This is a genomic window from Actinomadura sp. 3N508 (assembly GCF_044326375.1).
Classification (GTDB): domain Bacteria; phylum Actinomycetota; class Actinomycetes; order Streptosporangiales; family Streptosporangiaceae; genus Spirillospora.
Genome location: NZ_JBIRAX010000006.1, coordinates 362,821 through 381,464 on the forward strand (window position 1 = coordinate 362,821; position 18,644 = coordinate 381,464).

21 protein-coding genes are annotated in these 18,644 nt (G+C 75.1%); 5 read left to right on the forward strand and 16 right to left on the reverse strand.

Features of this window, described 5'->3' with window-relative positions; translation table 11 throughout:
* Positions 1-23: 23 nt before the first annotated feature.
* The gene (locus ACH34S_RS23415) at positions 24-773 is read right to left on the reverse strand and encodes an alpha/beta fold hydrolase (protein ID WP_395954894.1); all 750 of its coding nucleotides are present in this window, start codon (positions 771-773) and stop codon (positions 24-26) included.
* An 80-nt stretch (positions 774-853) separates the two neighbouring features.
* On the opposite strand from ACH34S_RS23415, the gene ACH34S_RS23420 reads away from it, so the two are divergent.
* Entirely contained in the window at positions 854-1,840 is a 987-nt protein-coding gene (locus tag ACH34S_RS23420; RefSeq protein ID WP_395954895.1) for a helix-turn-helix transcriptional regulator, read from the forward strand.
* Between the two features lie 22 nt (positions 1,841-1,862).
* Here the strand turns inward: ACH34S_RS23420 and ACH34S_RS23425 are convergent, their stop codons facing one another.
* The 12 genes from ACH34S_RS23425 to ACH34S_RS23480 all read right to left on the reverse strand — a co-directional run bounded on the left by ACH34S_RS23425 (position 1,863) and on the right by ACH34S_RS23480 (position 12,031).
* The gene (locus ACH34S_RS23425) at positions 1,863-2,429 is read right to left on the reverse strand and encodes a GNAT family N-acetyltransferase (protein ID WP_395954896.1); all 567 of its coding nucleotides are present in this window, start codon (positions 2,427-2,429) and stop codon (positions 1,863-1,865) included.
* 9 nt (positions 2,430-2,438) lie between these two features.
* Positions 2,439-3,587 (reverse strand): YihY/virulence factor BrkB family protein, encoded by a 1,149-nt coding sequence (locus ACH34S_RS23430; RefSeq protein ID WP_395954897.1) that lies wholly within the window; start codon positions 3,585-3,587, stop codon positions 2,439-2,441.
* Between the two features lie 16 nt (positions 3,588-3,603).
* Positions 3,604-4,128 (reverse strand): DUF3618 domain-containing protein, encoded by a 525-nt coding sequence (locus tag ACH34S_RS23435; protein ID WP_395954898.1) that lies wholly within the window; start codon positions 4,126-4,128, stop codon positions 3,604-3,606.
* Positions 4,125-4,631 carry a phage holin family protein gene (locus tag ACH34S_RS23440; RefSeq protein WP_395954899.1) on the reverse strand — a complete coding sequence of 169 codons (507 nt, stop codon included), beginning with the start codon at positions 4,629-4,631 and terminating at the stop codon, positions 4,125-4,127. Before ACH34S_RS23440 ends, ACH34S_RS23435 begins: the two co-directional genes overlap by 4 nt.
* 194 nt (positions 4,632-4,825) lie before the next feature.
* Positions 4,826-5,950 carry an AAA family ATPase gene (locus ACH34S_RS23445; RefSeq protein WP_395954900.1) on the reverse strand — a complete coding sequence of 375 codons (1,125 nt, stop codon included), beginning with the start codon at positions 5,948-5,950 and terminating at the stop codon, positions 4,826-4,828.
* Complete coding sequence (locus ACH34S_RS23450) at positions 5,934-6,722, reverse strand: RNA ligase family protein (RefSeq protein ID WP_395954901.1); 789 nt, start codon at positions 6,720-6,722, stop codon at positions 5,934-5,936. The genes ACH34S_RS23445 and ACH34S_RS23450 overlap by 17 nt, the downstream gene beginning before the upstream one ends.
* 82 nt (positions 6,723-6,804) lie before the next feature.
* Entirely contained in the window at positions 6,805-7,692 is an 888-nt protein-coding gene (locus tag ACH34S_RS23455; protein WP_395954902.1) for a virginiamycin B lyase, read from the reverse strand.
* 74 nt (positions 7,693-7,766) lie between these two features.
* Positions 7,767-9,035 (reverse strand): RNA polymerase sigma factor, encoded by a 1,269-nt coding sequence (locus ACH34S_RS23460; RefSeq protein ID WP_395954903.1) that lies wholly within the window; start codon positions 9,033-9,035, stop codon positions 7,767-7,769.
* A 7-nt stretch (positions 9,036-9,042) separates the two neighbouring features.
* Complete coding sequence (locus ACH34S_RS23465) at positions 9,043-9,462, reverse strand: YciI family protein (RefSeq protein WP_395954904.1); 420 nt, start codon at positions 9,460-9,462, stop codon at positions 9,043-9,045.
* 119 nt (positions 9,463-9,581) lie between these two features.
* Positions 9,582-10,244, reverse strand: a complete 663-nt coding sequence (locus ACH34S_RS23470; protein ID WP_395954905.1) for a response regulator — start codon at positions 10,242-10,244, stop codon at positions 9,582-9,584.
* Entirely contained in the window at positions 10,232-11,395 is a 1,164-nt protein-coding gene (locus ACH34S_RS23475) for a sensor histidine kinase (RefSeq protein WP_395954906.1), read from the reverse strand. The genes ACH34S_RS23470 and ACH34S_RS23475 overlap by 13 nt, the downstream gene beginning before the upstream one ends.
* Before the next feature lie 87 nt (positions 11,396-11,482).
* Positions 11,483-12,031: a hypothetical protein gene (locus ACH34S_RS23480; protein WP_395954907.1), complete on the reverse strand. Its 549-nt coding sequence runs from the start codon at positions 12,029-12,031 to the stop codon at positions 11,483-11,485.
* 349 nt (positions 12,032-12,380) lie between these two features.
* On the opposite strand from ACH34S_RS23480, the gene ACH34S_RS23485 reads away from it, so the two are divergent.
* A complete protein-coding gene (locus tag ACH34S_RS23485) occupies positions 12,381-13,331 on the forward strand; it encodes an NAD(P)/FAD-dependent oxidoreductase (protein WP_395954908.1) in 951 nt (316 codons plus the stop codon).
* Between the two features lie 22 nt (positions 13,332-13,353).
* Here ACH34S_RS23485 and ACH34S_RS23490 read toward each other — a convergent pair whose 3' ends face one another.
* Positions 13,354-14,208 (reverse strand): helix-turn-helix domain-containing protein, encoded by an 855-nt coding sequence (locus tag ACH34S_RS23490; protein ID WP_395954909.1) that lies wholly within the window; start codon positions 14,206-14,208, stop codon positions 13,354-13,356.
* 76 nt (positions 14,209-14,284) lie between these two features.
* Between ACH34S_RS23490 and ACH34S_RS23495 the strand changes: the two genes are divergently transcribed.
* On the forward strand, positions 14,285-15,232 hold the full coding sequence (locus tag ACH34S_RS23495; RefSeq protein WP_395954910.1) for an alpha/beta fold hydrolase: 948 nt from the start codon (positions 14,285-14,287) through the stop codon (positions 15,230-15,232).
* A 47-nt stretch (positions 15,233-15,279) separates the two neighbouring features.
* Here the strand turns inward: ACH34S_RS23495 and ACH34S_RS23500 are convergent, their stop codons facing one another.
* Complete coding sequence (locus tag ACH34S_RS23500; RefSeq protein WP_395954911.1) at positions 15,280-15,699, reverse strand: winged helix-turn-helix transcriptional regulator; 420 nt, start codon at positions 15,697-15,699, stop codon at positions 15,280-15,282.
* Between the two features lie 106 nt (positions 15,700-15,805).
* On the opposite strand from ACH34S_RS23500, the gene ACH34S_RS23505 reads away from it, so the two are divergent.
* Together ACH34S_RS23505 and ACH34S_RS23510 are read left to right on the forward strand one after the other, a co-directional pair.
* Complete coding sequence (locus ACH34S_RS23505) at positions 15,806-16,525, forward strand: DsbA family protein (RefSeq protein ID WP_395954912.1); 720 nt, start codon at positions 15,806-15,808, stop codon at positions 16,523-16,525.
* A gap of 60 nt (positions 16,526-16,585) precedes the next feature.
* On the forward strand, positions 16,586-17,266 hold the full coding sequence (locus ACH34S_RS23510; protein ID WP_395954913.1) for an SDR family NAD(P)-dependent oxidoreductase: 681 nt from the start codon (positions 16,586-16,588) through the stop codon (positions 17,264-17,266).
* 135 nt (positions 17,267-17,401) lie between these two features.
* On the opposite strand, the gene ACH34S_RS23515 is transcribed toward ACH34S_RS23510, so the two are convergent.
* Complete coding sequence (locus ACH34S_RS23515) at positions 17,402-18,601, reverse strand: tyrosine-type recombinase/integrase (RefSeq protein ID WP_395954914.1); 1,200 nt, start codon at positions 18,599-18,601, stop codon at positions 17,402-17,404.
* Positions 18,602-18,644: the final 43 nt, after the last annotated feature.

An 18,644-nucleotide genomic window follows, 5' to 3' on the forward strand; every position in this document is an offset into this window, starting at 1 on the left:
CCCCCGGCGCCCGCCACCGGGGGCTAGCCGAGCGTGGCGAGCTCGTCCAGCAGCGCGGCCAGCTCGCGCGGCGCGGAGAACATCGGCCAGTGGCCGGTGGGCAGCTCCCGGTAGGTCCACGACGGGCCGGTCATCCCGGCGAAGACCGGGTTGCCCTCCGCGCCCAGCCGCCGCACCGCCGCCAGCGGGATCGTGCACGCGACCAGCGTGCGGGGCGTGTCCGGCAGCGGGTCGGGACGCGCGGCCGGCTGCGTCGCCGTCCCGAACGGCTGCGGCGTCCCGCGCTCGCGCATCGCCGCCAGGTGCTCCCCGGTCAGGCCGGCGAGGTTGACCGGATCGGCGGCCGGGTCGAACGCCGGCACCGGGATCAGCCACCCCTCGCCCTCGTCCGCGACCTGCTTCTCCAGCTCCGCGCGCGCCTGCGGGTCGTGGAAGTCGATCCCGGCCAGGCCCGCCGGCATCGGCCCGGTGTCGACGTAGACGACCCGCGCGATCCGCTCGGGCATCCGGTCGGCCACGGCCGTCGCGGCCATGTTCGCGCCGCTGTGCGCCACCAGCACCACCCCGCTCAGGCCGCCGCGCTCGATGACCTCGGCGATGTCGGCGGCGTGGGCGTCGACGTCCACGCCCGGCGCCGCCTCACCCGCCCGCTCCGCCATCCCGGCCAGGGTCACCGCGTGGACGTCGTGACCCGCCGCGCGCAGCGGCCCGGCCACCTCCTCCCACGCCCAGCCGCCCAGCCAGTACCCCGGAACCAATACGAACGTCGCCATCTCTGCCGTCCTTTCTCGACGATGCTCCCCACGCTACGGTGAATACCGGACAGAAACCGCCCGGATTAGGTGAGCGATCCGTGTCACATCCTTCGCCGTCCGGGTCGTCGCACCCGACGACCCGCGTCCTGGCCATGCTCGAACTGCTGCAGGCCAACCACCGCATGCGCGGCGCGGACCTCGCCGCGCGGCTCGGCGTGGACGAGCGCACCGTCCGCCGCTACGCCGCGCGGCTGGAGGACCTCGGCGTCCCCGTCGTCGCCGAACGCGGCCGCCACGGCGGCTACCGCCTCATGCCCGGCTACAAGCTCCCGCCGCTCATGCTCACCGACGACGAGGCCACCGCCGTCGTCCTCGGGCTGCTGGCCGGGCGGCGGATCGGGCTGCCCGGCCAGGCCACCGAGAGCGCCCTGGCCAAGGTGCAGCGAGTACTGCCCGCCGCGCTGGCCGGCCGCGTCCAGGCGCTGCGCGACACCCTCGACTTCACCCTCGCCGCACGGGACGCCGCCGCGCCCGACACCGGCGCCGTGCTCACCCTCGCCGCCGCGGCGCGGGAGCGGCGCCGCGTCCGGCTGCGGTACCGGTCCTGGCGCGACGCCGAGACCGAGCGTGACCTGGACCCCTACGGGCTGGTGTTCCACTCCGGCCGCTGGTACGTCACCGGCCACGACCACCGCAGCGGCGAGATCCGCACCTTCCGCGTCGACCGCGTCGTCGCCGCCGAGCCGGGCACCGCGCGCTTCGAGACGCCCGGCGGCGTCGACCCCGTCGAGCACGTCGTCCGGTCGCTGGCGCGCGTCCCCTACGCGCACGAGGTCGAGGTGCTGCTGGAGACCACCCTCGCCGAGGCGCGGCGCCGCATCCCCGCCACCACCGCCGCGCTCACCGAGCAGGACGGGGGAGTGGTGATGGTCGCGCGAGCCGAGCGGCTGGACGGGATGGCGCGGATGCTCGCCGGGCTCGGGTTCCCGTTCGTCGTCCGCCGCCCCGCCGAGCTGCGCGGCCACGTCCGCGACCTCGCCCGCACCCTGGAGGAGCAGGCCGGACGACGACCTGGTGAACGGTGACCCGGTGAACGGTGACCCGGTGTCAGGTCGCGGTGCGGGCGTCCCACTCGTGCCGCAGCATCGCGTACACGACCTCGTCGCTCCACTCGCCCTTGACGATCTCGTTCTGCACCAGGTGCGCCTCGCGGCGCATCCCCAGCCGCTCCAGCACCCGCGCGGACGCGGCGTTGCGGCCGTCGAGCCGCCCGCACACGCGGTGCAGGTCAAGGCCCTCGAACCCGAGCCGCAGCACGACCTCCGCCGCCTCGGTCGCGAACCCCTGCCCGTGGAAGGCCGGGTTGAAGATGTAGCCGATCTCGCCCTGCCGGTGCTCCCTGCTGCGCCACTGCAGGTTGACCTCGCCGATCAGGTCGCCGGTCTCGCGCCGCACCACCGCCAGGACGAGCCAGTCGCCCTCCTTCTCCACGGTGGACGCGCTCATCTTCTGCTTCAGGAACTCCCGCGACTCCTCCCGGTCCCGCGGCTCCCAGTACAGGAACCGCGCCACCTCGGGCAGCGACTGGTAGGCGTACAGGCCATCGAGGTCGCCCTCGCGGAACGGCCGCAGGGTCAGCCTCTCGGTCTCGATCGGGTAAGCCGGACGAAGCATGCGCTGATCCTATGCACCGTGTCCGGACTTGTGCGACCCGTGATCCCCGCAGCGCCGGCCCGGGTTCGCGCGCCGCCGGGGTTCAGTGCCGCCCGGCCCGGCGGCGCCCATGCCGGGACCCTGCCCGGGGTCGAGCTCGGCGCGCCGCGCCCCTCCGTCGCCTTCCGCGCGCGGGCCGCCGTCGCCGGCGGGCCGCTCGGCGAGGCCCGCCTCGCGGCGCTCGTCGTCGTCGAACCCGCGGGTGTCGCGGAACTCCACGTAGGGCTCCTCGCCCGGACGGGCCCCGCCCTCGATCGCGCGGCCGCGCTCCAGCTCCGCGTTCAGCTCCGCGCCCAGCAGGATCGCCAGGTTCGTGATCCACAGCCACACCAGGAACACGATGATCCCCGCGAGGCTGCCGTAGGTCTTGTTGTAGGAGGAGAACCCCGACACGTACAGCGCGAACAGGCCCGACGCCACCAGCCACAGCACGATCGCCAGGACACCGCCCGGCGTCACCCACCGGAACCGTCGCTTGGCGTTGGGCGCCGCCCAGTACAGCAGCGAGAACAGCAACGCGATCACCACCAGCAGCACCGGCCACTTGGCGATGTTCCAGACGGTGACCGCCTGCGACCCGAGCCCGAGCAGGTCCCCGGCCTCGCGGGCCAGCGGCCCCGACACCACCACCGCGATCACCGACGCCGACAGCAGCACGAGCGTCACCAGCGTCACCATCACGCGGAGCGGGACGGTCTTCCAGAACGGCCGCCCCTCCGGGATGTCGTAGACGACGTTGGAGGCGCGCATGAACGCCCCCACGTATCCCGACGCCGACCAGATCGCCGCCGCCAGGCTCACCAGCGCGACGATCCCGGCGCCGGCGCGGTTGCCCTGCAGCTGGGTGATGGAGCTGATCAGCAGCTGCTTCACCGACCCCGGCGCCATGTCACCGACGCTGGAGATCAGGTCCTGCGTCACCGACGTCCCGGCCAGTCCCACCAGCGACACCACCACCAGCATCGCCGGGAAGATCGACAGGACGGAGTAGTAGGTGAGCGCGGCGGCCCAGTCCGACAGGTTGTCCTTGCGGTATTCGCCGGCGGTGCGTTTCAGGGCCTGCCCCCAGGAGGTGGCGGGCAGTTCGGTGGGTGCGCCGGGTGCGCTGGGTGCGCTCATGGGGGGCTCCCTCCGCTCAGAAGACCGATCGGCTGCGTCGCCGCATCCGGACCGCGGGACGCTGCCCGGACCGCAACCGGACCTTGACCGGCATGCGGCCGCCGCGCCGTGACCCGCCGAACCGTCCCTTGCCGAACCGTCCCTTGCCCTGCCGTCCCATGGCGTGGCGTCCCATGGAGGAGGGCCACCGCGTCTTCGACGAGCGGCGCCGCCGCACCAGCACCACCGCGACCGCGACGGCACCGGCCGAGGCGGCCACGATCCCGCCGCGCTTGGCCTGCCCGGCGGCGCCCGCGTCGCGGGCCCGCCCGGCGCTCTCGCGCCACCGCACCTTCGCCTGCTCGACCTTGTCCCTGGCCATGGCCTTCACATCGGCCTTGGCCGCCAGCTGCTCCACCGTCTCGCCGAGGTCGTGGCGCGCCCGGTCGACCTCCTGGCGCAGCTCCGCGGTCCCGGCGTCGGCGCCGTGCTTGCCCTGCGCCGGGTGCTTGCCCCGCGCCGCGGGCTCGTCGTGGGCGGTGTGCTTGTCCTGCGTCGTCATCGGTGCGTCGCCCTCTCCTTCAGCTCGGCCACGGTCTGCCGGGCGCCGTCCATGGCCTGCTCCGGCTTGGGCGGTGTGGCCTTCCTGGTCTGCGAGCGGCCCAGCATCGCCAGGACGCCCGCGACGAGCATGAGGAACCCGCCGACGATGAGCGCCGCCGCCCACACCGGCAGCGCCACCGCGATCGCGGCGACCACCGCCGCGAGCAGCACCGCCACCCCGTACAGCGCGACCAGCGCGGCACCGCCGAACATCCCGGCGCCGGTCCCGGCGTGGCGGCCCTTGTCCTTCAGCTCCGCCACCGCCAGCCGCAGCTCGGCGCGCATCAGGTCCGACACCTGCTGCGCGGCCTGCTTGACCAGTTCGCCGGTTCCGGGTTCGCGGCGCCGGCCGTCGAACTCCGGGGCGTGCCCGTAGTCGTGCCGGTGGGCGCCCGCGGTGACGGGCCCGTTCTCGGGGACGGTCCCGGTTTCGCCGTCCTGTGCCTGCCGCACGATGCTCATGACCTCCGGCCCCCTCCGCGTGTCCTCGTCTAGAAGCCTGTCGTTTGAGAAGCCTGCGGTAAGCCGTTCCCCCTGCTGGCCGCCTAAACGTGGCCGCGCCCGGACCGCGGGTGACCGTCCCGGGCCCGGCGGCATGGCGGAACCGCCGGTCACCTGCGGGTTTCGAGACCGGGCGAGGCCGGGCGGGGAGGGTGTCAGGCGGTGGTGAGCCAGTGCACGCGGTGCGCCTCGGTCGGGTCGGGGGTCTCCCAGCGGCGCACGAGCCGCTCGATGACCGCGTCGGGCACCGGCGCGGACCGTCCCCGGTTGCGGTCGCGGACCACGTCCGGCGGCGCCTCCAGCGCGACGACCTCCACCCGTCCCCGGTATCGGGCGATGAGCCCGGTGCACACCTCGCGCTGCGTCCGGGACACGTTGGTGGCGTTCCACACGAACGACCGCCCGGCGCGCAGGTGCTCGCGGGCCAGCTCGTGCGCGGCCGCCGCCACCTGGCGCTGGTCACCGGACGGCGGCACGCCCATCTCCGCGCGGAGCCGGTCCAGGCTCACGACCGGCACGTCCGGGCGGTTCGCGGCGATCCAGTGGTCCTTCCCGACACCCGGCAGCCCCGACAGGACGGTCGCGGTCAGGCGCGTGTCGTCGTAGGCGGCGTAGCCGGGGTCGCGGCCCGGCTTGCGGAAGTACCAGAACCGGGCGTGATCGGACGGGAACGCCCGCGGCCCGTCCAGGCACTCCTGCTCGGCGCAGTACTCCCCGTACAGCCCGACGTTCTCCAGCAGCTCGGCGGTGTCGGGGCAGATGCGGCCGAGGATGTCGGCCGAGGCCAGCAGCACCAGGTCGTCGTTACGGGCCAGGAGGCTGACGCGGAAGGCGATCTGCTGCAGGTCGGGCCGCTCCAGCGCCCAGAACGGCACCTGATGGTGGCGGATCAGCGCGGCGACGTGCTCGCGCCACTCCACGGGCGCGTCCAGCTCCCACAGGATCCGCCGCACCATCAGGTCACCGCGCCGCGAATGGCCGCGCGCGGTGATCCGGCCGTCGCCGTCGATGGCGGTGCAGTGCGGCTTGGCGATGTCGTGCATCAGCACGGTCGCGAACAGCCGCACCCGCTCGGCCTCCGGACGCGCCCGCCACCCCGGCAGCGCCGCCATCGCCTCGCACGCCATCCGCGTGTGGGTCTCCACGTCGCCCTCGCCGTGGAACACCGCGTCCTGCGGGACGCCGGCCATGTCGCGGACCCAGCCGAAGGCGTCCCGGATCCGCGGCCAGTCCAGGTCCCAGCGCGGCGGGGCGGGGCACAGCTCAGCGAACACCCGCATACAGCACCTCCGGGTCGGCGAGGCCGTTGGCGACCAGGGGACGCTCCTGCCAGTGGGTCCCCGAGTCCAGGATCGCGGTCAGGAAACTCGCCCGGACCCACTTGTAGCGGTCGACGGTCCGCCCGCCCTCCTCGACCTTGATGTAGAGGCCCTCCATCTCCTCGGCGGAGTCGCTCTCGGCGGCGACGCGGGCCGGGTCGGCGCCGCCCGCCACGGCCGCCGCGCGCAGCGCGTCCCGCCATCCCGGCGTGCGGCAGGTGGACGGCCCCGCCAGCGCGGTCAGCGCCGCCACGTCCGGCAGCGGCCCCTCGTGCAGCACCGGCACCGACACCACCGGCGTCCCGGCCAGCAGCTCCCGGCGCGCCGCCGTGGACAGGAACGTCCCGTCGGACTGGTCCAGGACGTCGAACTCACAGAAATAGTGGGGGAGCGCGTCGTAGAAGACGGTGTGCTTGGCGTACAGCCACTCGCCGTACAGGACGTACCGGTCGCGCAGCCGCTCGCGCAGGACGTGCTGGACCGACGCCGCCCACGCCTTGAACGGCCCGAACTGCCGCTCGCGGGGCCCGCCGGTCAGGTAGTGGCCGCGGCTCTGCAGCCGCAGCTCACCGCCGGGGGTGAAGCTGATGCCGGCGTTGGCGCCGTCGAGCTTCTCCTCCACCACCAGGTACCGCCCGGCGATCGCCGCGAACGGCACCGAGGCGAGGTCGTGGTCGCCCGGCTGCAGCCGGGACCCCTCGATGTGCCGGGTCCGGGGGTACTTGCGAAGCATGCCGACCGTTCTAACGAACGCCACCGGCCATGCCAACCGGTTTTCGCCCGCCCCGAGAGTCGCCCGATGGTGCGGCGCCGGGTCAGCTGACGGTGATGCGGGCGAGCGCGCCGGTCTCCAGCGCCGCCCACAGCGCGCCGTCGGGGCCGAGCGCGATGCCGTGCGGCTCGCAGCCGGGCGCCGGCAGCGGATGCTCGTCCATCCGGCCCTCGGGGGTGATGCGCGCGACGTGCGCGGTGCCCCACTCGGTGAACCACAGGTCCCCGCCGGGCCCGGCGGCGATCGCGTCCGGGCGGGCCGCGGGGTCGGGCAGCGGGAACTCGGTCACCTTCCCGTCGGTGGTGATCCGCCCGATGTGCCCGGTGCCGATCTCGGTGAACCACACCGCGCCGTCCGGCCCGGCCGCGATCCCGACCGGCGCCGACCCCTCGGTGGGCAGCGGATGCACGGTCACCTCCCCGTCCATGCCGATCCTCCCGACGGCGTTGCCCCGGTTGAGGGTGAACCACATCGCCTCGTCCGGGCCCTGCGCGATCATCGACGGCAGCGCGTCCCGGACGGGCAGCGGATGGTCGGTGACCTGCCCCTCGACGGTGATCCGGCCGATGGCGCCGCCCTGCATCCGGGTGAACCACAGCGCCCCGTCTGGCCCGGCCGCGATCCCGCACGGGCCGCCGCCGGGCACCGCGAACGCGGCGATCTCGCCGCCCGGGGTGATCCGGCCGATCGCGCCGCCGCCGAACGCGGTGAACCACAGCGCCCCGTCCGGGCCCGCCGTGATCGACGTCGGCCCGGCGGGGACCGGCCCGTGGACGGTCAGGTCGCCCTCCGGTGTGAGCCGCCCCACCCGGCCCGCGTGGACGAGCGTGAACCACACCGCGCCGTCCGGCCCGGCGGCGACCCCGTAGGGGCCCTCGTCCGGGCCGGAGACCGTGAACTCCCTGATCGTGGCGTGTGAACCCTGCGGCATGGATCGTCCCCCCTCGTCCCTCATCTGCTTTTTCCGCCCCGCGGCGAGGTTAACGCCCCGGCGGTGCGTCACGCTCATGGCGGCGGGGACAGGCGCGCCGCCCGCGCGTTGAGGTAGCGCTGCTCGGGGACGCTGTGCGTGCGTTCCGCCGCCGCCAGATAGGACTCGCGCGCGGCCGCCGTGTCGCCCGACATCTCCAGCAGGTGCGCGCGGACCGCGTGCAGGCGGTGGTGCCCCGCGATCCGCCGGTCCGTATCCAGCGCCTCCAGCAGCGCGAGCCCGGCGGCGGGGCCGCGCGCCATCGCCACCGCGACCGCGTGGTTCAGCGCCGCCATCGGGTTGCCGGAGATGCCCAGCAGCACCTCGTACAGCGCGGCGATCTGCGGCCAGTCCGTCTCGGCGGCCGAGGCGGCCTCGTCGTGCAGCGCCGCGATCGCCGCCTGCACCTGGTAGGGACCCGCCGGGCCGTGCGGCAGCGTCGCGGCGACCAGCTCAAGGCCCTCGGCGATGTCGCCGGCCCGCCACAGGGTCCGGTCCTGCTCGGCGAGCGGGACCAGGGAGCCGTCCGGAGACATCCGCGCGGGACGGCGCGCGTCGGTGAGCAGCATCAGCGCCAGCAGCCCGGCCGCCTCGCCGTCGCCGGGCAGCAGCCGGTGCGCCATCCGCGCGAGCCGGATCGCCTCCGCCGACAGGTCCGGCCGGTACAGGCCCGGGCCCGCCGTGCTCGCATACCCCTCGGTGAAGATCAGGTACAGGACGTGCAGGACGGCCGCGACCCGCTCCGCCCGCTCGGCCGGGGCGGGCGGCCGGAACGGGACGCGGCTGTCGCGGATGCGCCGCTTGGCGCGGCTGATCCGCTGGCCCATCGTCGGCTCCGGGACGAAGAACGCCCGGGCGATCTCCCCGGTGCTCAAACCGCCGACCGACCGGAGCGTCAGCGCGATCTGCAGGTCCGGCGCCAGCACCGGATGGCAGCACATGAACAGCAGGATCAGCGTGTCGTCGGCGTCGCGCGGCGGGCCGTCGGCGGCGGGCGACAGCCACTCCTCCGGCAGCCGGAACGCCGCGACGGCGTCCTCGCGGCGGCGGCGCGCCTGCTCGGCCCGCAGCAGATCGGTCAGCCGCCGCGACGCGACGGTGATCAGCCAGGCGCGCGGATCGTCGGGCACGCCGCGCTCGGGCCACTGCGCCGCCGCGGCGATCAGCGCCTCCTGCACGGCGTCCTCCGCGGTGTCGAAATGCCCGTACCGGCGCACCAGCGCCCCGAGGACCTGCGGCGCCAGCGGGCGCAGCAGGTCCCCGAACCCGGCCCCGGCCCCGGCTCCGGGGCGGCGGGCGGTCACGGCGCGGTCATCCCTCCAGGTCGGCGCGGCCGTCGACGATCGGCCGCAGGTCGGCGTAGGCGCCGGCCCGCGCGCCCGCGGGCGCCGGGCACTCGCCCAGCCGCGCGGTGATCTCCGAGGCCCGGTCGAAGCTGTCGCACTCGATGATCGTGTACCCGGCGAGGACCTCGGTGGTCTCGGCGAACGGCCCGTCGGTGACGACGGGCACGCCGTCCCTGGTGTGGAACCTGCGGGTGTGGACGGGCGCGGCCAGGCCCTGGGCGTCCACGAACTCGCCCGAGTCCACCAGATCCTGGTTGAACTTCTCCATGAACGCGCCCATCGCGGCCAGGTCCTCGGCCGTCCAGACCGCCTCGCCCGCGGGGACCTTGCCCGCCATCTCGTCGTAGTCCCGCTGCGACGCGTACAGCATGATCATGTACTTCATGGCCGTTTCCCTCTCGTCCCGGCGCCCCGTGCGGCGCCTCTCACCGGAGACGTCGAAGCCGCCGCGCCCCTTTCGACACCTGTCGGCACCTGACGGCACCCTTCCAGGGTGCATCGTGGTCAGGCGAGGCCGGCGTCGTGGGCCAGCAGGGCGATCTGGGTGCGGTTGTCCAGGCCGAGCTTGGTCAGGACGCTGGAGACGTGCGCCTTGACCGTCGCGACGCCCATGAACAGCTCGGCGGCGATCTCGGCGTTGGAGCGTCCCCGCGCGATGGCCAGCACGACGTCGTTCTCCCGGGGGGTGAGCCGGTCCAGCGCCGCGCGGGCCCGCTGGTGCGCGCCGGCCTCGACGGCCGCGCGGTCCATGAGCCGCCGGGTGATCCGCGGCGACAGGATCGGGTCCCCGGCCGCGACCCGCCGCACCGCGCGGACGATCTCCTCCGGCGGGGTGTCCTTCAGCAGGAACCCGCTGGCCCCGGCGCGCAGCGCCCGCAGGATGTTCTCGTCGGAGTCGAACGTCGTCAGCACCACGACCTCGGGCGGGTTCGGCCGGGCGCGGAGCCTGCGGGTGGCGGTGATGCCGTCCACCCGCGGCATCCGCAGATCCATCAGCACGACATCGGGCGCGTGCGCGTCGGCCGCCGCGGGCACCTGGTCGCCGTCGGAGGCCTCGCCCGCCACGGCGATCCCGGCGATGCCGTCCAGCATCATCGACAGCCCCGCGCGGACGAGCGCGTCGTCGTCGACGATCAGGACGCGCAGGGGCCGGGTCACGCCGGCCATGGTAGCCAGGCGTGCAGCCGGAACTCGCCCGCGGTGGCCTGGTGGTCCAGGCGCCCGCCGGCGAGCCGCACCCGCTCGGTCAGCCCCACCAGCCCCGTCCCGCTGCCGGGCGCGGCGGGCGGCGCGCCCGGGTCCTCGGCGAGCGGGTTGCGGACGTCGATGACCAGCCGCGCGCCCGGCCGCCCCCGCAGCTCGACGCGGACGGGACGGCCCGCCGCGTGCTTGCGCGCGTTGGTCAGCGCCTCCTGCACGACCCGGTACGCCGTCCGCCCCGACGCGGCGGGCAGCGCACCGGGATCGACGACCTCATCGCGCAGCTCCACCGTCCCGCCCGCGTCGCGCGACTCCTCCACCAGCCGCGGCACGTCGCCCAGCACCGGCTGCGGGCGGCCCTCCTCCGCCTCGTCCTCGCGGAGCAGGACGATCACGTCGCGGAGCTCGTCGAGCGCCTGGTGCACCCCGGCGCGGACCACCCCGGCGGCGTGCGCGAGCTTCTCCGGCGGCGCGTCCGGCCGGTACTCCAGCGCGCCCGCGTAGGTGGCCAGCAGCGACAGCCGGTGGGCGAGCACGTCGTGCATCTCCCGCGCGATCCGGGCGCGCTCGGCCATCCGCGCCTCGGCGACCCGGCGGCCCTGCTCGGCCTCCGCGCGGCGGGCGCGCTCGCGCAGCGACTCCAGCAGCGCCCGCCGCGCCCGCGCCAGGGCGCCCCAGCCGATCAGCGCGCCGTACCCGAGCGCGATCAGCAGCAGCCACCACCCGAACGAGATCCCGGCGGCCGGCCGCCACAGCCCCTGCACGGCGTGCGCGCCGACGCCCGCCGCGGCGATCGCGGCGGGGACCGGGAACGCGCGGTGGTGCGCGAGCCGCAGCACCGCCATCGTCGCCGGCGGCGTCGCGGCCGGCGACACCGCCGCTAGCGCGGTCAGCGCCACCGCCACCGCGACCGGACGCCACAGCAGCGCCGGGGACAGCAGCCACGCCGCGGCCCCGACCGCGATGTCCAGCGCGAGCCGCCCGTCCGGCCCGTCCGCGCTGTACCGGCCGATGATCGTCGCCGCGACCAGCACGCCCATGACGGTGAGCACGACCGCGGCCGGCTTCAGCCGGCACCAGTCGCGCGGGACGTCTGCCCTGGAGGTCTTCTCGTTCACGGGGTGAAGGCTAGCCTCGCAGGTCAGGGCACCGGCACCGACCAAAGTCGGAGCCCGCCCCGCCCGCGGGCGGAACCGCCGGCCCGGCTACCGGGGGCTCATGCGCAGGACGGCCGTCCCCTGCGACGCCGCGACGACGGTCACGACGACCCCGTTGGCCTTGAGCCGCGCGCCGGGATGCGCGGTGATCTTCGCGCTGCCGGGCGACCCGTACGCGGGCCCGACGACCATGGTCTGGCAGCGGGGGTCGCCCTCGCAGTTGACGTCGAACGCGCCCGAGGAGGGGAGCACGACGTCGAGGGAGATCTCCTCGCCCCGGAGCGAGGTCACCTTGATCGCGCCGATCTCGAGCCGGTCCTCGTCCAGCGGGATGGTGACCCGCCGCGTCACCTTCACCTCGCAGGTCCCGTCCTTGCAGGCGCGCACGTTCGTCCCGTCCGCGGCCCGCGGCGGCGGCGTCGACGCGGGCGAGGCGGGCGAGGCGGCCGGTGTCGCCGGGGCGGACGATCCGCGCGCGGGCGCGGCGCCGCCCCCGTCGCCCCCGCTGTTCCCGCAGCCGGCCAGGCCCGCGGCGGCGGTGACCGCCACCAGCCCGGCGGCCGCGCGACGACGATGGCGAGCGCGTGGACCGGCCATGAGGGGGACTCCTTCGATCTGCGCGCACGTCCGATCCGTGCGGCCCGGAGGACCCGACGATAGGCGCCGGCCACGGGACCGGTCCCGCACATGACCAGATACACCCGGCCCGCCGGCGGCCGGCTGAAATTCGCGTACGGTGAATCCGGGACGCTCGCCATCATGCGGCGCATGCACTCCGTGCGGACCACGAGGGCTTCCTGGCGGTGCGCAGCATGGCCCCGCCCGCCCCCTACCTGGCCAGCGGCCACTTCCTGTGACGCGTCCCTCCGAACCGTCGTTGCCGTTTCAGCAAAGAACTTTGCGTTTCCGGACGGGGGAGCGCATGGTGAGCGTGGAGGTGGTCATAATGAGCGATCTGCTGAGGGACGAGTACGACGTGGTGGTGGCCGGTGGCGGCGCCGCGGGGCTGAACGGGGCGCTGATGCTGGCCCGCGTCCGGCGCAGCGTCGTGGTGATCGACGCGGGCGCGCCGCGCAACGCCCCCGCCGAGGGGGTGCACGGGCTGCTGGCCCGGGACGGGATCAGCCCGGCGGAGCTGCTGGAGCGGGGCCGGGCCGAGGTCCGCCGATACGGCGGTCAGGTGGTGCAGGGAGAGATCACGGCCGCGGCCGGCGACTCCGGCGGGTTCACCGTGACGCTGGCCGGCGGCGCGACCGTCCGGGCACGGCGGCTGCTGGTGACGACCGGGGTGGTGGACGAGCTGCCGGACGTGCCCGGCCTGCGGGAGCGGTGGGGACGCGACGTGGTGCACTGCCCGTACTGCCACGGCTGGGAGGTCCGCGACCAGGCCATCGGCGTGCTCGCCACCGGGCCGATGGCGGTGCACCAGGCGCTGCTGTTCCGGCAGCTGAGCGACGACGTCGTCCTGTTCTCCCACACCATGCCGCCGCCGTCCGGCGAGGACGCCGCGGGGCTCGCCGCCCGCGGCGTCCGGGTGATCGACGGTGAGGTGGCGTCCCTGGTCATCACCGAGGACCGCATCGCGGGAGTGCGGCTGGCCGACGGGACGACCATCGCCCGCCAGGCCATGGCGGTCGCGTCGCGGATGACCGCGCGCGCCGCGTTCCTCGACGGGCTCGGGCTGCGACCGGCCGAGCATCCCGCCGGGGTCGGCGAGCACATCCCGGCCGACGCGGCCGGCCGTACCAGCGTGCCGGGGGTGTGGGCCGCGGGCAACGTCACCGACCCGATGGCCCAGGTCGGTGCCTCGGCGGCGGCGGGCGCCGCCGCGGCCGCCCAGATCAACGCCGACCTGATCGCCGAGGAGACCCGCGCGGCCGCCGAGCCCGCGGCGTGACGGGCGGATCCGGGTTACGCGGTCACGTCCCGGGGGCCGGTGCGCGGGCCGTGCGGCCGGGCCAGGCGACGTCGTCGACCGCCAGCCACGGCTCGCCCGCCACGGTCCCCGGGGTGACCCCGGTGAACGCGACGACCTCGCGGTGCAGGTGGGGCTGGTCGGCGTAGCCGGTCTCGGCCGCGACCCGGGCGGGGTCCTGGCCCGCGGCCAGGCGGTGGGCGGCGTGGTCGAAGCGGACGAGCCGCGCGGCGCGCTTGGGCGGCAGCCCGATCTGCGCGTGGAACCGGGACCACAGGCGCTTGCGGCTCCAGCCGACCTCGGCCGCCAGCTCACCGACCCGGACCAGGCCGCGTCCGCCGACGATCCGTTTCCAGGCCCAGGCCACTTCCGGCGCCACCGGGGACCCGGTGTCACGCCGCCGGGCGAGGAAGGCGCCCATCAGCGCGAAGCGCTCCTCCCACGAGGGGGAGGCGGCCATCCGCTCGGCGATCCGGGACGCCTCCCGGCCCCACAGGTCGTCCAGGGCGATCACGCCGCCGTCCAGCTCGGCGGGGGAGACGCCCAGGATCGCGTGCGCGACCAGCGGCGACAGCCGCACCTGCACGGCCTCGAAGTCCTCGCCGCGCACCCGCATCCCGCCGGATCCGAACCCGAGCCCGGCGGCGACGCTGCCGCGCCGCCCGCTCCCGGCGGCGTCGTCCACGATGAGCGGGCCCGCACCGAGCTCCAGGGCCAGCGACACGGCCGGGTGCGGGACGGCCCGGTGCCCGGCGGGGGCGCGGCCACGGTCGCGGAACCCGGCCATGGCGACACCGGCCGTCCGGCCGGGCCGCCGCGGGCGCGTAACGTCCCACACGGCCGCGTCAGCACCCTCCATGGCCACATGGTACGCAGCCCCCGGGCGGGAACATTCGTTCAAGCCACCGCGCCGCCCGGGCGGCGACAGTGGCCCCATGACCACGCATCACGCGAAACGCCGCCGCGTCATCGCCTCGGCCGTCCCCCTCACGCTCGCCGCGCTGCTCCTGGCCAACGCGGTGGCGGTCTCACGCCAGGAGGCCGAGGCCACCGGGGACCCGTCCCTTGCGCTGGACGGCGGGCGCATCCACGTCCGGCAGGACGGCCCCGGCGACGCCCCGCCGCTGGTGCTGATCCACGGGCTCGCCGGGTCGACCCGCTGGTGGGATCCGCTGGTCCCACTGCTGGCGCGTTCCTCCCGCGTGATCCGGATCGACCTGCTCGGGCACGGCCGGTCGGCCAAGCCGTCCGGCGGCGGCTACACGATCCCCGAGCAGGGCCGCCGGGTCGGGGAGGCGCTGGACCGGCTCGGCGTGCGGCACGCCGTCGTGGCCGGCCATTCCACCGGCGGGTCGGTCGCCACCGCCCTGGCCGAGCAGCGCGGCGACCTGGTGACCGCGCTGGCGCTCATCGATTCCGGGCCCCGCCTGGACGCCTTCATCTCCGACGGGTTCGTCGGCCGCCTGCTGTTCGTCCCCGCGGTGGGGCAGCTGCTGTGGCGGGCGCGGACCGACGGGATCATCCGCCGGGGCCTGGACACCGCGGTCAGCCGCCCGGGCTATGAGATCCCGCAGGATCTCGTCGACGACGTGCGCGGCGTCACCTACCACGCCCTGACCGCGACATCGCGCGCGGCCGACGACTACCTGAAGCGGCGCCCGCTGCCCGCCCGGCTGGCGGCCCTCGGCAAACCGCTGCTGGTGATCTTCGGCGCGGACGACCGGCGATGGCGCTCGTCCGCCGCCGCCGGCTACCGCACCGTCCCGGGCGCGAAGGTCGAGCTGCTGCCCGGCCTCGGCCACTCGCCCATGCTCGAAGACCCGCCGAAGACCGCCGCGCACCTGCTGCCCTTCATCGCGACCCACACCCCACCGGCGACCTGACCCGGGGGGCATGGCCAGTCCACCTGACGGCACCGGCCCCTGGCAGTTCAGGACCGGGACGCGGAGGAGGCGGTGGTTCCGGCGCGGGAACGGTTGGCGCGGATCTCGTCGTGGTGGTCGGCCGCCCAGCCGATCAGCTGCTTGACGATGTCGATCAGGCCGCCGCCGAGCGGGGCGAGCGTGTACTCGACGCGCGGCGGCACCTCGGCGTAGGCGGTACGGCTGATCAACCCGTCCTGGGTGAGCTGGCGGAGGGTGTGGGTCAGCATGCGCTGGGAGATGCCGGGGATCTGGCGCTGCAGGTCGGTGTAGCGCATCGGGCCGCCCTCCAGGACGGCGATGATCAGCATGCTCCACTTGTCGCCCACCCGGTCGAGCACCTGGCGGATGAAGTCCATGTGCTCGGCGGGGATGCTCGCGCACGGCCCGGCCGAAGCCGCCATCCCGATACCCGCGCTGTCCTGCATGGCGCCCGTTCCTCTCCGTCGCGCACACCGGTGTGCCTTTTGTACCGCCTCCCATACTGGCTCATAATGGCGCTACGAACAAAAAGTAGGAATTGGAGGTCAGGGCATGAAGGTAGAGATCTGGTCCGAGATCACCTGCCCCTGGTGCGGTCTGGGCGGCCATCGGCTGGGCCGTGCCTTGGAGCGATTCGAGCACGGCGGCCACGTAGAGGTGATCCACCGCTCGTTCCCTCTGGGCAGCGGCCTCCCCGAGGACCGCACGCTCAGCGTCCGCGAGTTCCTGCTGGCCAAGTACGGCGTCCTCCCCGGGCAGGCCGGCGTACCGGATATCGAAGCCATGGCCGCCGCCGAGGGCCTGACCCCCTACAGGGTCCTGGACAACCGGGTCGGGAACACCGACCTGGCCCACGAGTTCCTGGCGCACGCCTCCGCCGAAGGCAAGAACGGCGAAGCCTGGAACTTGCTCTTCCGCGCCTACTTCGGCAACGCCGAGCCGATCTTCACGCTCGACGACCTGCTCGGCCTGGCCGGCGAGATCGGCCTGGACCGCGAACGGACCCGCCAGGTGCTCGCCGACCGGCGCTACCGCCGCCAGGTCCAGCAGGACGCGCACCAGGCGCAGCGGCTCGGCGCGACCGGTGCCCCCTTCACCGTCATCGACGGCCGCTACGCCCTCGCAGGCGCGCAGGACACCGGCACTCTGCTCGGCATCCTGCGCCAGGCCTGGGACGAGACCCACCCGGCCGTTCCCGTTGCCGGCAGCGACGCGGCGATCTGCGGCCCGGACGGCTGCGCGGTTCCCGCCGACCACACCGCACACGCCTGATCCACCCGCCGGCCGGGCAGCCGCATGTCCCGGCGGTGACGACACGGAAGAGATCTCATTGTGCCCACTCTCGCCATCGTCGGCGCCGGCCCCGGCATGGGCCTGGCCATCGCCCGCACCTTCGGCGGCCGCGGCTTCGACGTCGCCCTGATCGCCCGCACCAAGGAGAAGCTGGAAACGCTGGTCGCCCAGCTCGACCGGGAAGGCGTCACGGCCGCCGCGTTCCCCGCCGACGTCCTCGACCGCGCCTCACTGACCGATGCCCTGGACGCGGCCAGGACCCGCTTCGGAGGCATCGACGTACTGGAGTACTCACCGGCCCCGCACTCCCCGGTGCCCGGCCTCACCCTGACCCCTCCCTCGCAGGTCACGGCGGACAATCTGCAACCGATGATCGAGTACGGCTTCTACGGCGCCGTCACGGCGGCCCAGACCGTCCTGCCCGCGATGCGCGAGGCGGACGCCGGGACCCTGCTGTACACCACCGGCGGCGGCTCGGTGGACCCGGTGCCGATGTTCGGCAACGCCAACGCGGCCCAGGCGGCACTGCGCAACTGGGTGATCAACCTGAACAAGGAACTGGCCGGCACCGGCGTGCACGCCGCCCACGTCGTGATCAACGTCTGGATCGGCGGAGACGGCCCGGAAGGCGGCCCGGCGGCCACACCCGAGCAGATCGCCCCCCCGTACTGGGACCTGCACGAAAACCGCGACCGCTCCGAGGCCGTCTTCAACGCCTGACCGGCCGGCTCACCCCACCACCGGGGACAGCGCCGCGCGCACCATCTCGTCGGGCTCGCCGACCGCGGCGTCCGGGGCCGTATCTGCTCGACTCCCTGACGCCCCCTGCGCCGGACGAGCAGGGCCCGCCGCGCGTCATTCCGGCTTGGTGCCCGGGGACGGTGGGGCGGCGCGGTGACCGGCGAGGATGCGGGTCAGGTCGGTCACCGGGGAGGCCGCCAGCTTGTGGTTGGTGTCGTCGTAGCCGCGGGTGGTGCGGGGGTCGGCGTGCCCGGCCAGGTCCTGGACCTTGGCGAGCGGGACGTCGTTGCCGAGCAGGGTGGTGATGACGGTGCGGCGCCCGCTGTGCGGGGTCAGCCGGTGCGCCGCGGGCAGCCCGGCCCGTTCGGCCTGCCGCCGCAGGATGTTGGTCACGTCGCGCTGGGTGAGGCGTTTGCCGCCGGGCTTGGCGGGGTCGTGGGGGTGCGGGGCGGTGACCAGCAGCGGGCCGGGCGGGCAGGCACCGCCTGGGTGGCGGCGGGCGCGGACGGCGAGGTAGGCGTCCAGCACGCGGCACAGTTCGCCGTCCAGGCGGACCAGGTCGCGGCCTTCGGGACCCTTGCCCTTGGCGCGGTGCCACAGCACCCGGTAGCCGGCCTCGGTGTCCAGGTCGGACAGGTCGGCCTGGGTGAAGGCGGACACGCGGAGCGCGGTGTAGAACAGCAGCCCGATGACGGCCGCGTCGCGCCAGGCGGTCTCGGTCCCGAGGCCGGCGGCGCGGGCCTCGGCGGTGTCGAGGAGGCGGGCGGTCTCGGGGACGCTGAGCGTGGGCGCCTTGCGCGCGGACGCCGCGATCTCCGCGCTGGAGGGCCGCCGGACCAGCAGGACCGGGTTGCGGTCGGCGGCGTCGTTGGACAGCAGGTAGGTGTACCACGACGACACCGCCGCCAGCCGCCGCGCGCGGGTGGCGGCGCCGGGCGGGCGGGCCGCGCCGCCGGCGGTGACGGTCATCGACGCCGACCAGTCGTCCACGTCCGCGCGGCGGGCCGCCCGCGGGTCCAGCCCGGTGCGGGCGCAGTAGTCCAGCCAGGACGCCAGGTCGCGGTAGTAGGCGCGGCGGGTGGCGTCGCTGCGCTGGCCGCGCAGCCACGCCGCGGTCAGCGACCGGGTGCCGTAGCGGTCGCCGGGCTCGTCGGCGGGCAGGGCGGGCAGCAGCGCCACGGACCCGGCGACCGGATCGAGGCCCGATCCCTGCGCGGGGACGGGATGTGACGCCGGGACGCGGGACGGGACGAAGGCGGCGGGCATCACCTCCCCGGCCATCACTTCCGGCGGCGGCTCCTGCGGTGTGCTCATGCGCCGTCCTCCTGTCGAGAGGTACACCAGGATAACCGCCATT

Coding starts and splice junctions, on each gene's coding strand:
- ACH34S_RS23465 (WP_395954904.1), bottom strand. CDS start 9,462: ATGAAGTACATGATCATGCTGTACGCGTCGCAGCGGGACTACGACGAG.
- ACH34S_RS23480 (WP_395954907.1), bottom strand. CDS start 12,031: ATGGCCGGTCCACGCGCTCGCCATCGTCGTCGCGCGGCCGCCGGGCTG.
- ACH34S_RS23505 (WP_395954912.1), top strand. CDS start 15,806: ATGAAGGTAGAGATCTGGTCCGAGATCACCTGCCCCTGGTGCGGTCTG.
- ACH34S_RS23490 (WP_395954909.1), bottom strand. CDS start 14,208: ATGGAGGGTGCTGACGCGGCCGTGTGGGACGTTACGCGCCCGCGGCGG.
- ACH34S_RS23445 (WP_395954900.1), bottom strand. CDS start 5,950: ATGCGGGTGTTCGCTGAGCTGTGCCCCGCCCCGCCGCGCTGGGACCTG.
- ACH34S_RS23415 (WP_395954894.1), bottom strand. CDS start 773: ATGGCGACGTTCGTATTGGTTCCGGGGTACTGGCTGGGCGGCTGGGCG.
- ACH34S_RS23425 (WP_395954896.1), bottom strand. CDS start 2,429: ATGCTTCGTCCGGCTTACCCGATCGAGACCGAGAGGCTGACCCTGCGG.
- ACH34S_RS23435 (WP_395954898.1), bottom strand. CDS start 4,128: ATGACGACGCAGGACAAGCACACCGCCCACGACGAGCCCGCGGCGCGG.
- ACH34S_RS23500 (WP_395954911.1), bottom strand. CDS start 15,699: ATGCAGGACAGCGCGGGTATCGGGATGGCGGCTTCGGCCGGGCCGTGC.
- ACH34S_RS23485 (WP_395954908.1), top strand. CDS start 12,381: ATGAGCGATCTGCTGAGGGACGAGTACGACGTGGTGGTGGCCGGTGGC.
- ACH34S_RS23470 (WP_395954905.1), bottom strand. CDS start 10,244: ATGGCCGGCGTGACCCGGCCCCTGCGCGTCCTGATCGTCGACGACGAC.
- ACH34S_RS23440 (WP_395954899.1), bottom strand. CDS start 4,631: ATGAGCATCGTGCGGCAGGCACAGGACGGCGAAACCGGGACCGTCCCC.
- ACH34S_RS23455 (WP_395954902.1), bottom strand. CDS start 7,692: ATGCCGCAGGGTTCACACGCCACGATCAGGGAGTTCACGGTCTCCGGC.
- ACH34S_RS23450 (WP_395954901.1), bottom strand. CDS start 6,722: ATGCTTCGCAAGTACCCCCGGACCCGGCACATCGAGGGGTCCCGGCTG.
- ACH34S_RS23515 (WP_395954914.1), bottom strand. CDS start 18,601: ATGAGCACACCGCAGGAGCCGCCGCCGGAAGTGATGGCCGGGGAGGTG.
- ACH34S_RS23495 (WP_395954910.1), top strand. CDS start 14,285: ATGACCACGCATCACGCGAAACGCCGCCGCGTCATCGCCTCGGCCGTC.
- ACH34S_RS23430 (WP_395954897.1), bottom strand. CDS start 3,587: ATGAGCGCACCCAGCGCACCCGGCGCACCCACCGAACTGCCCGCCACC.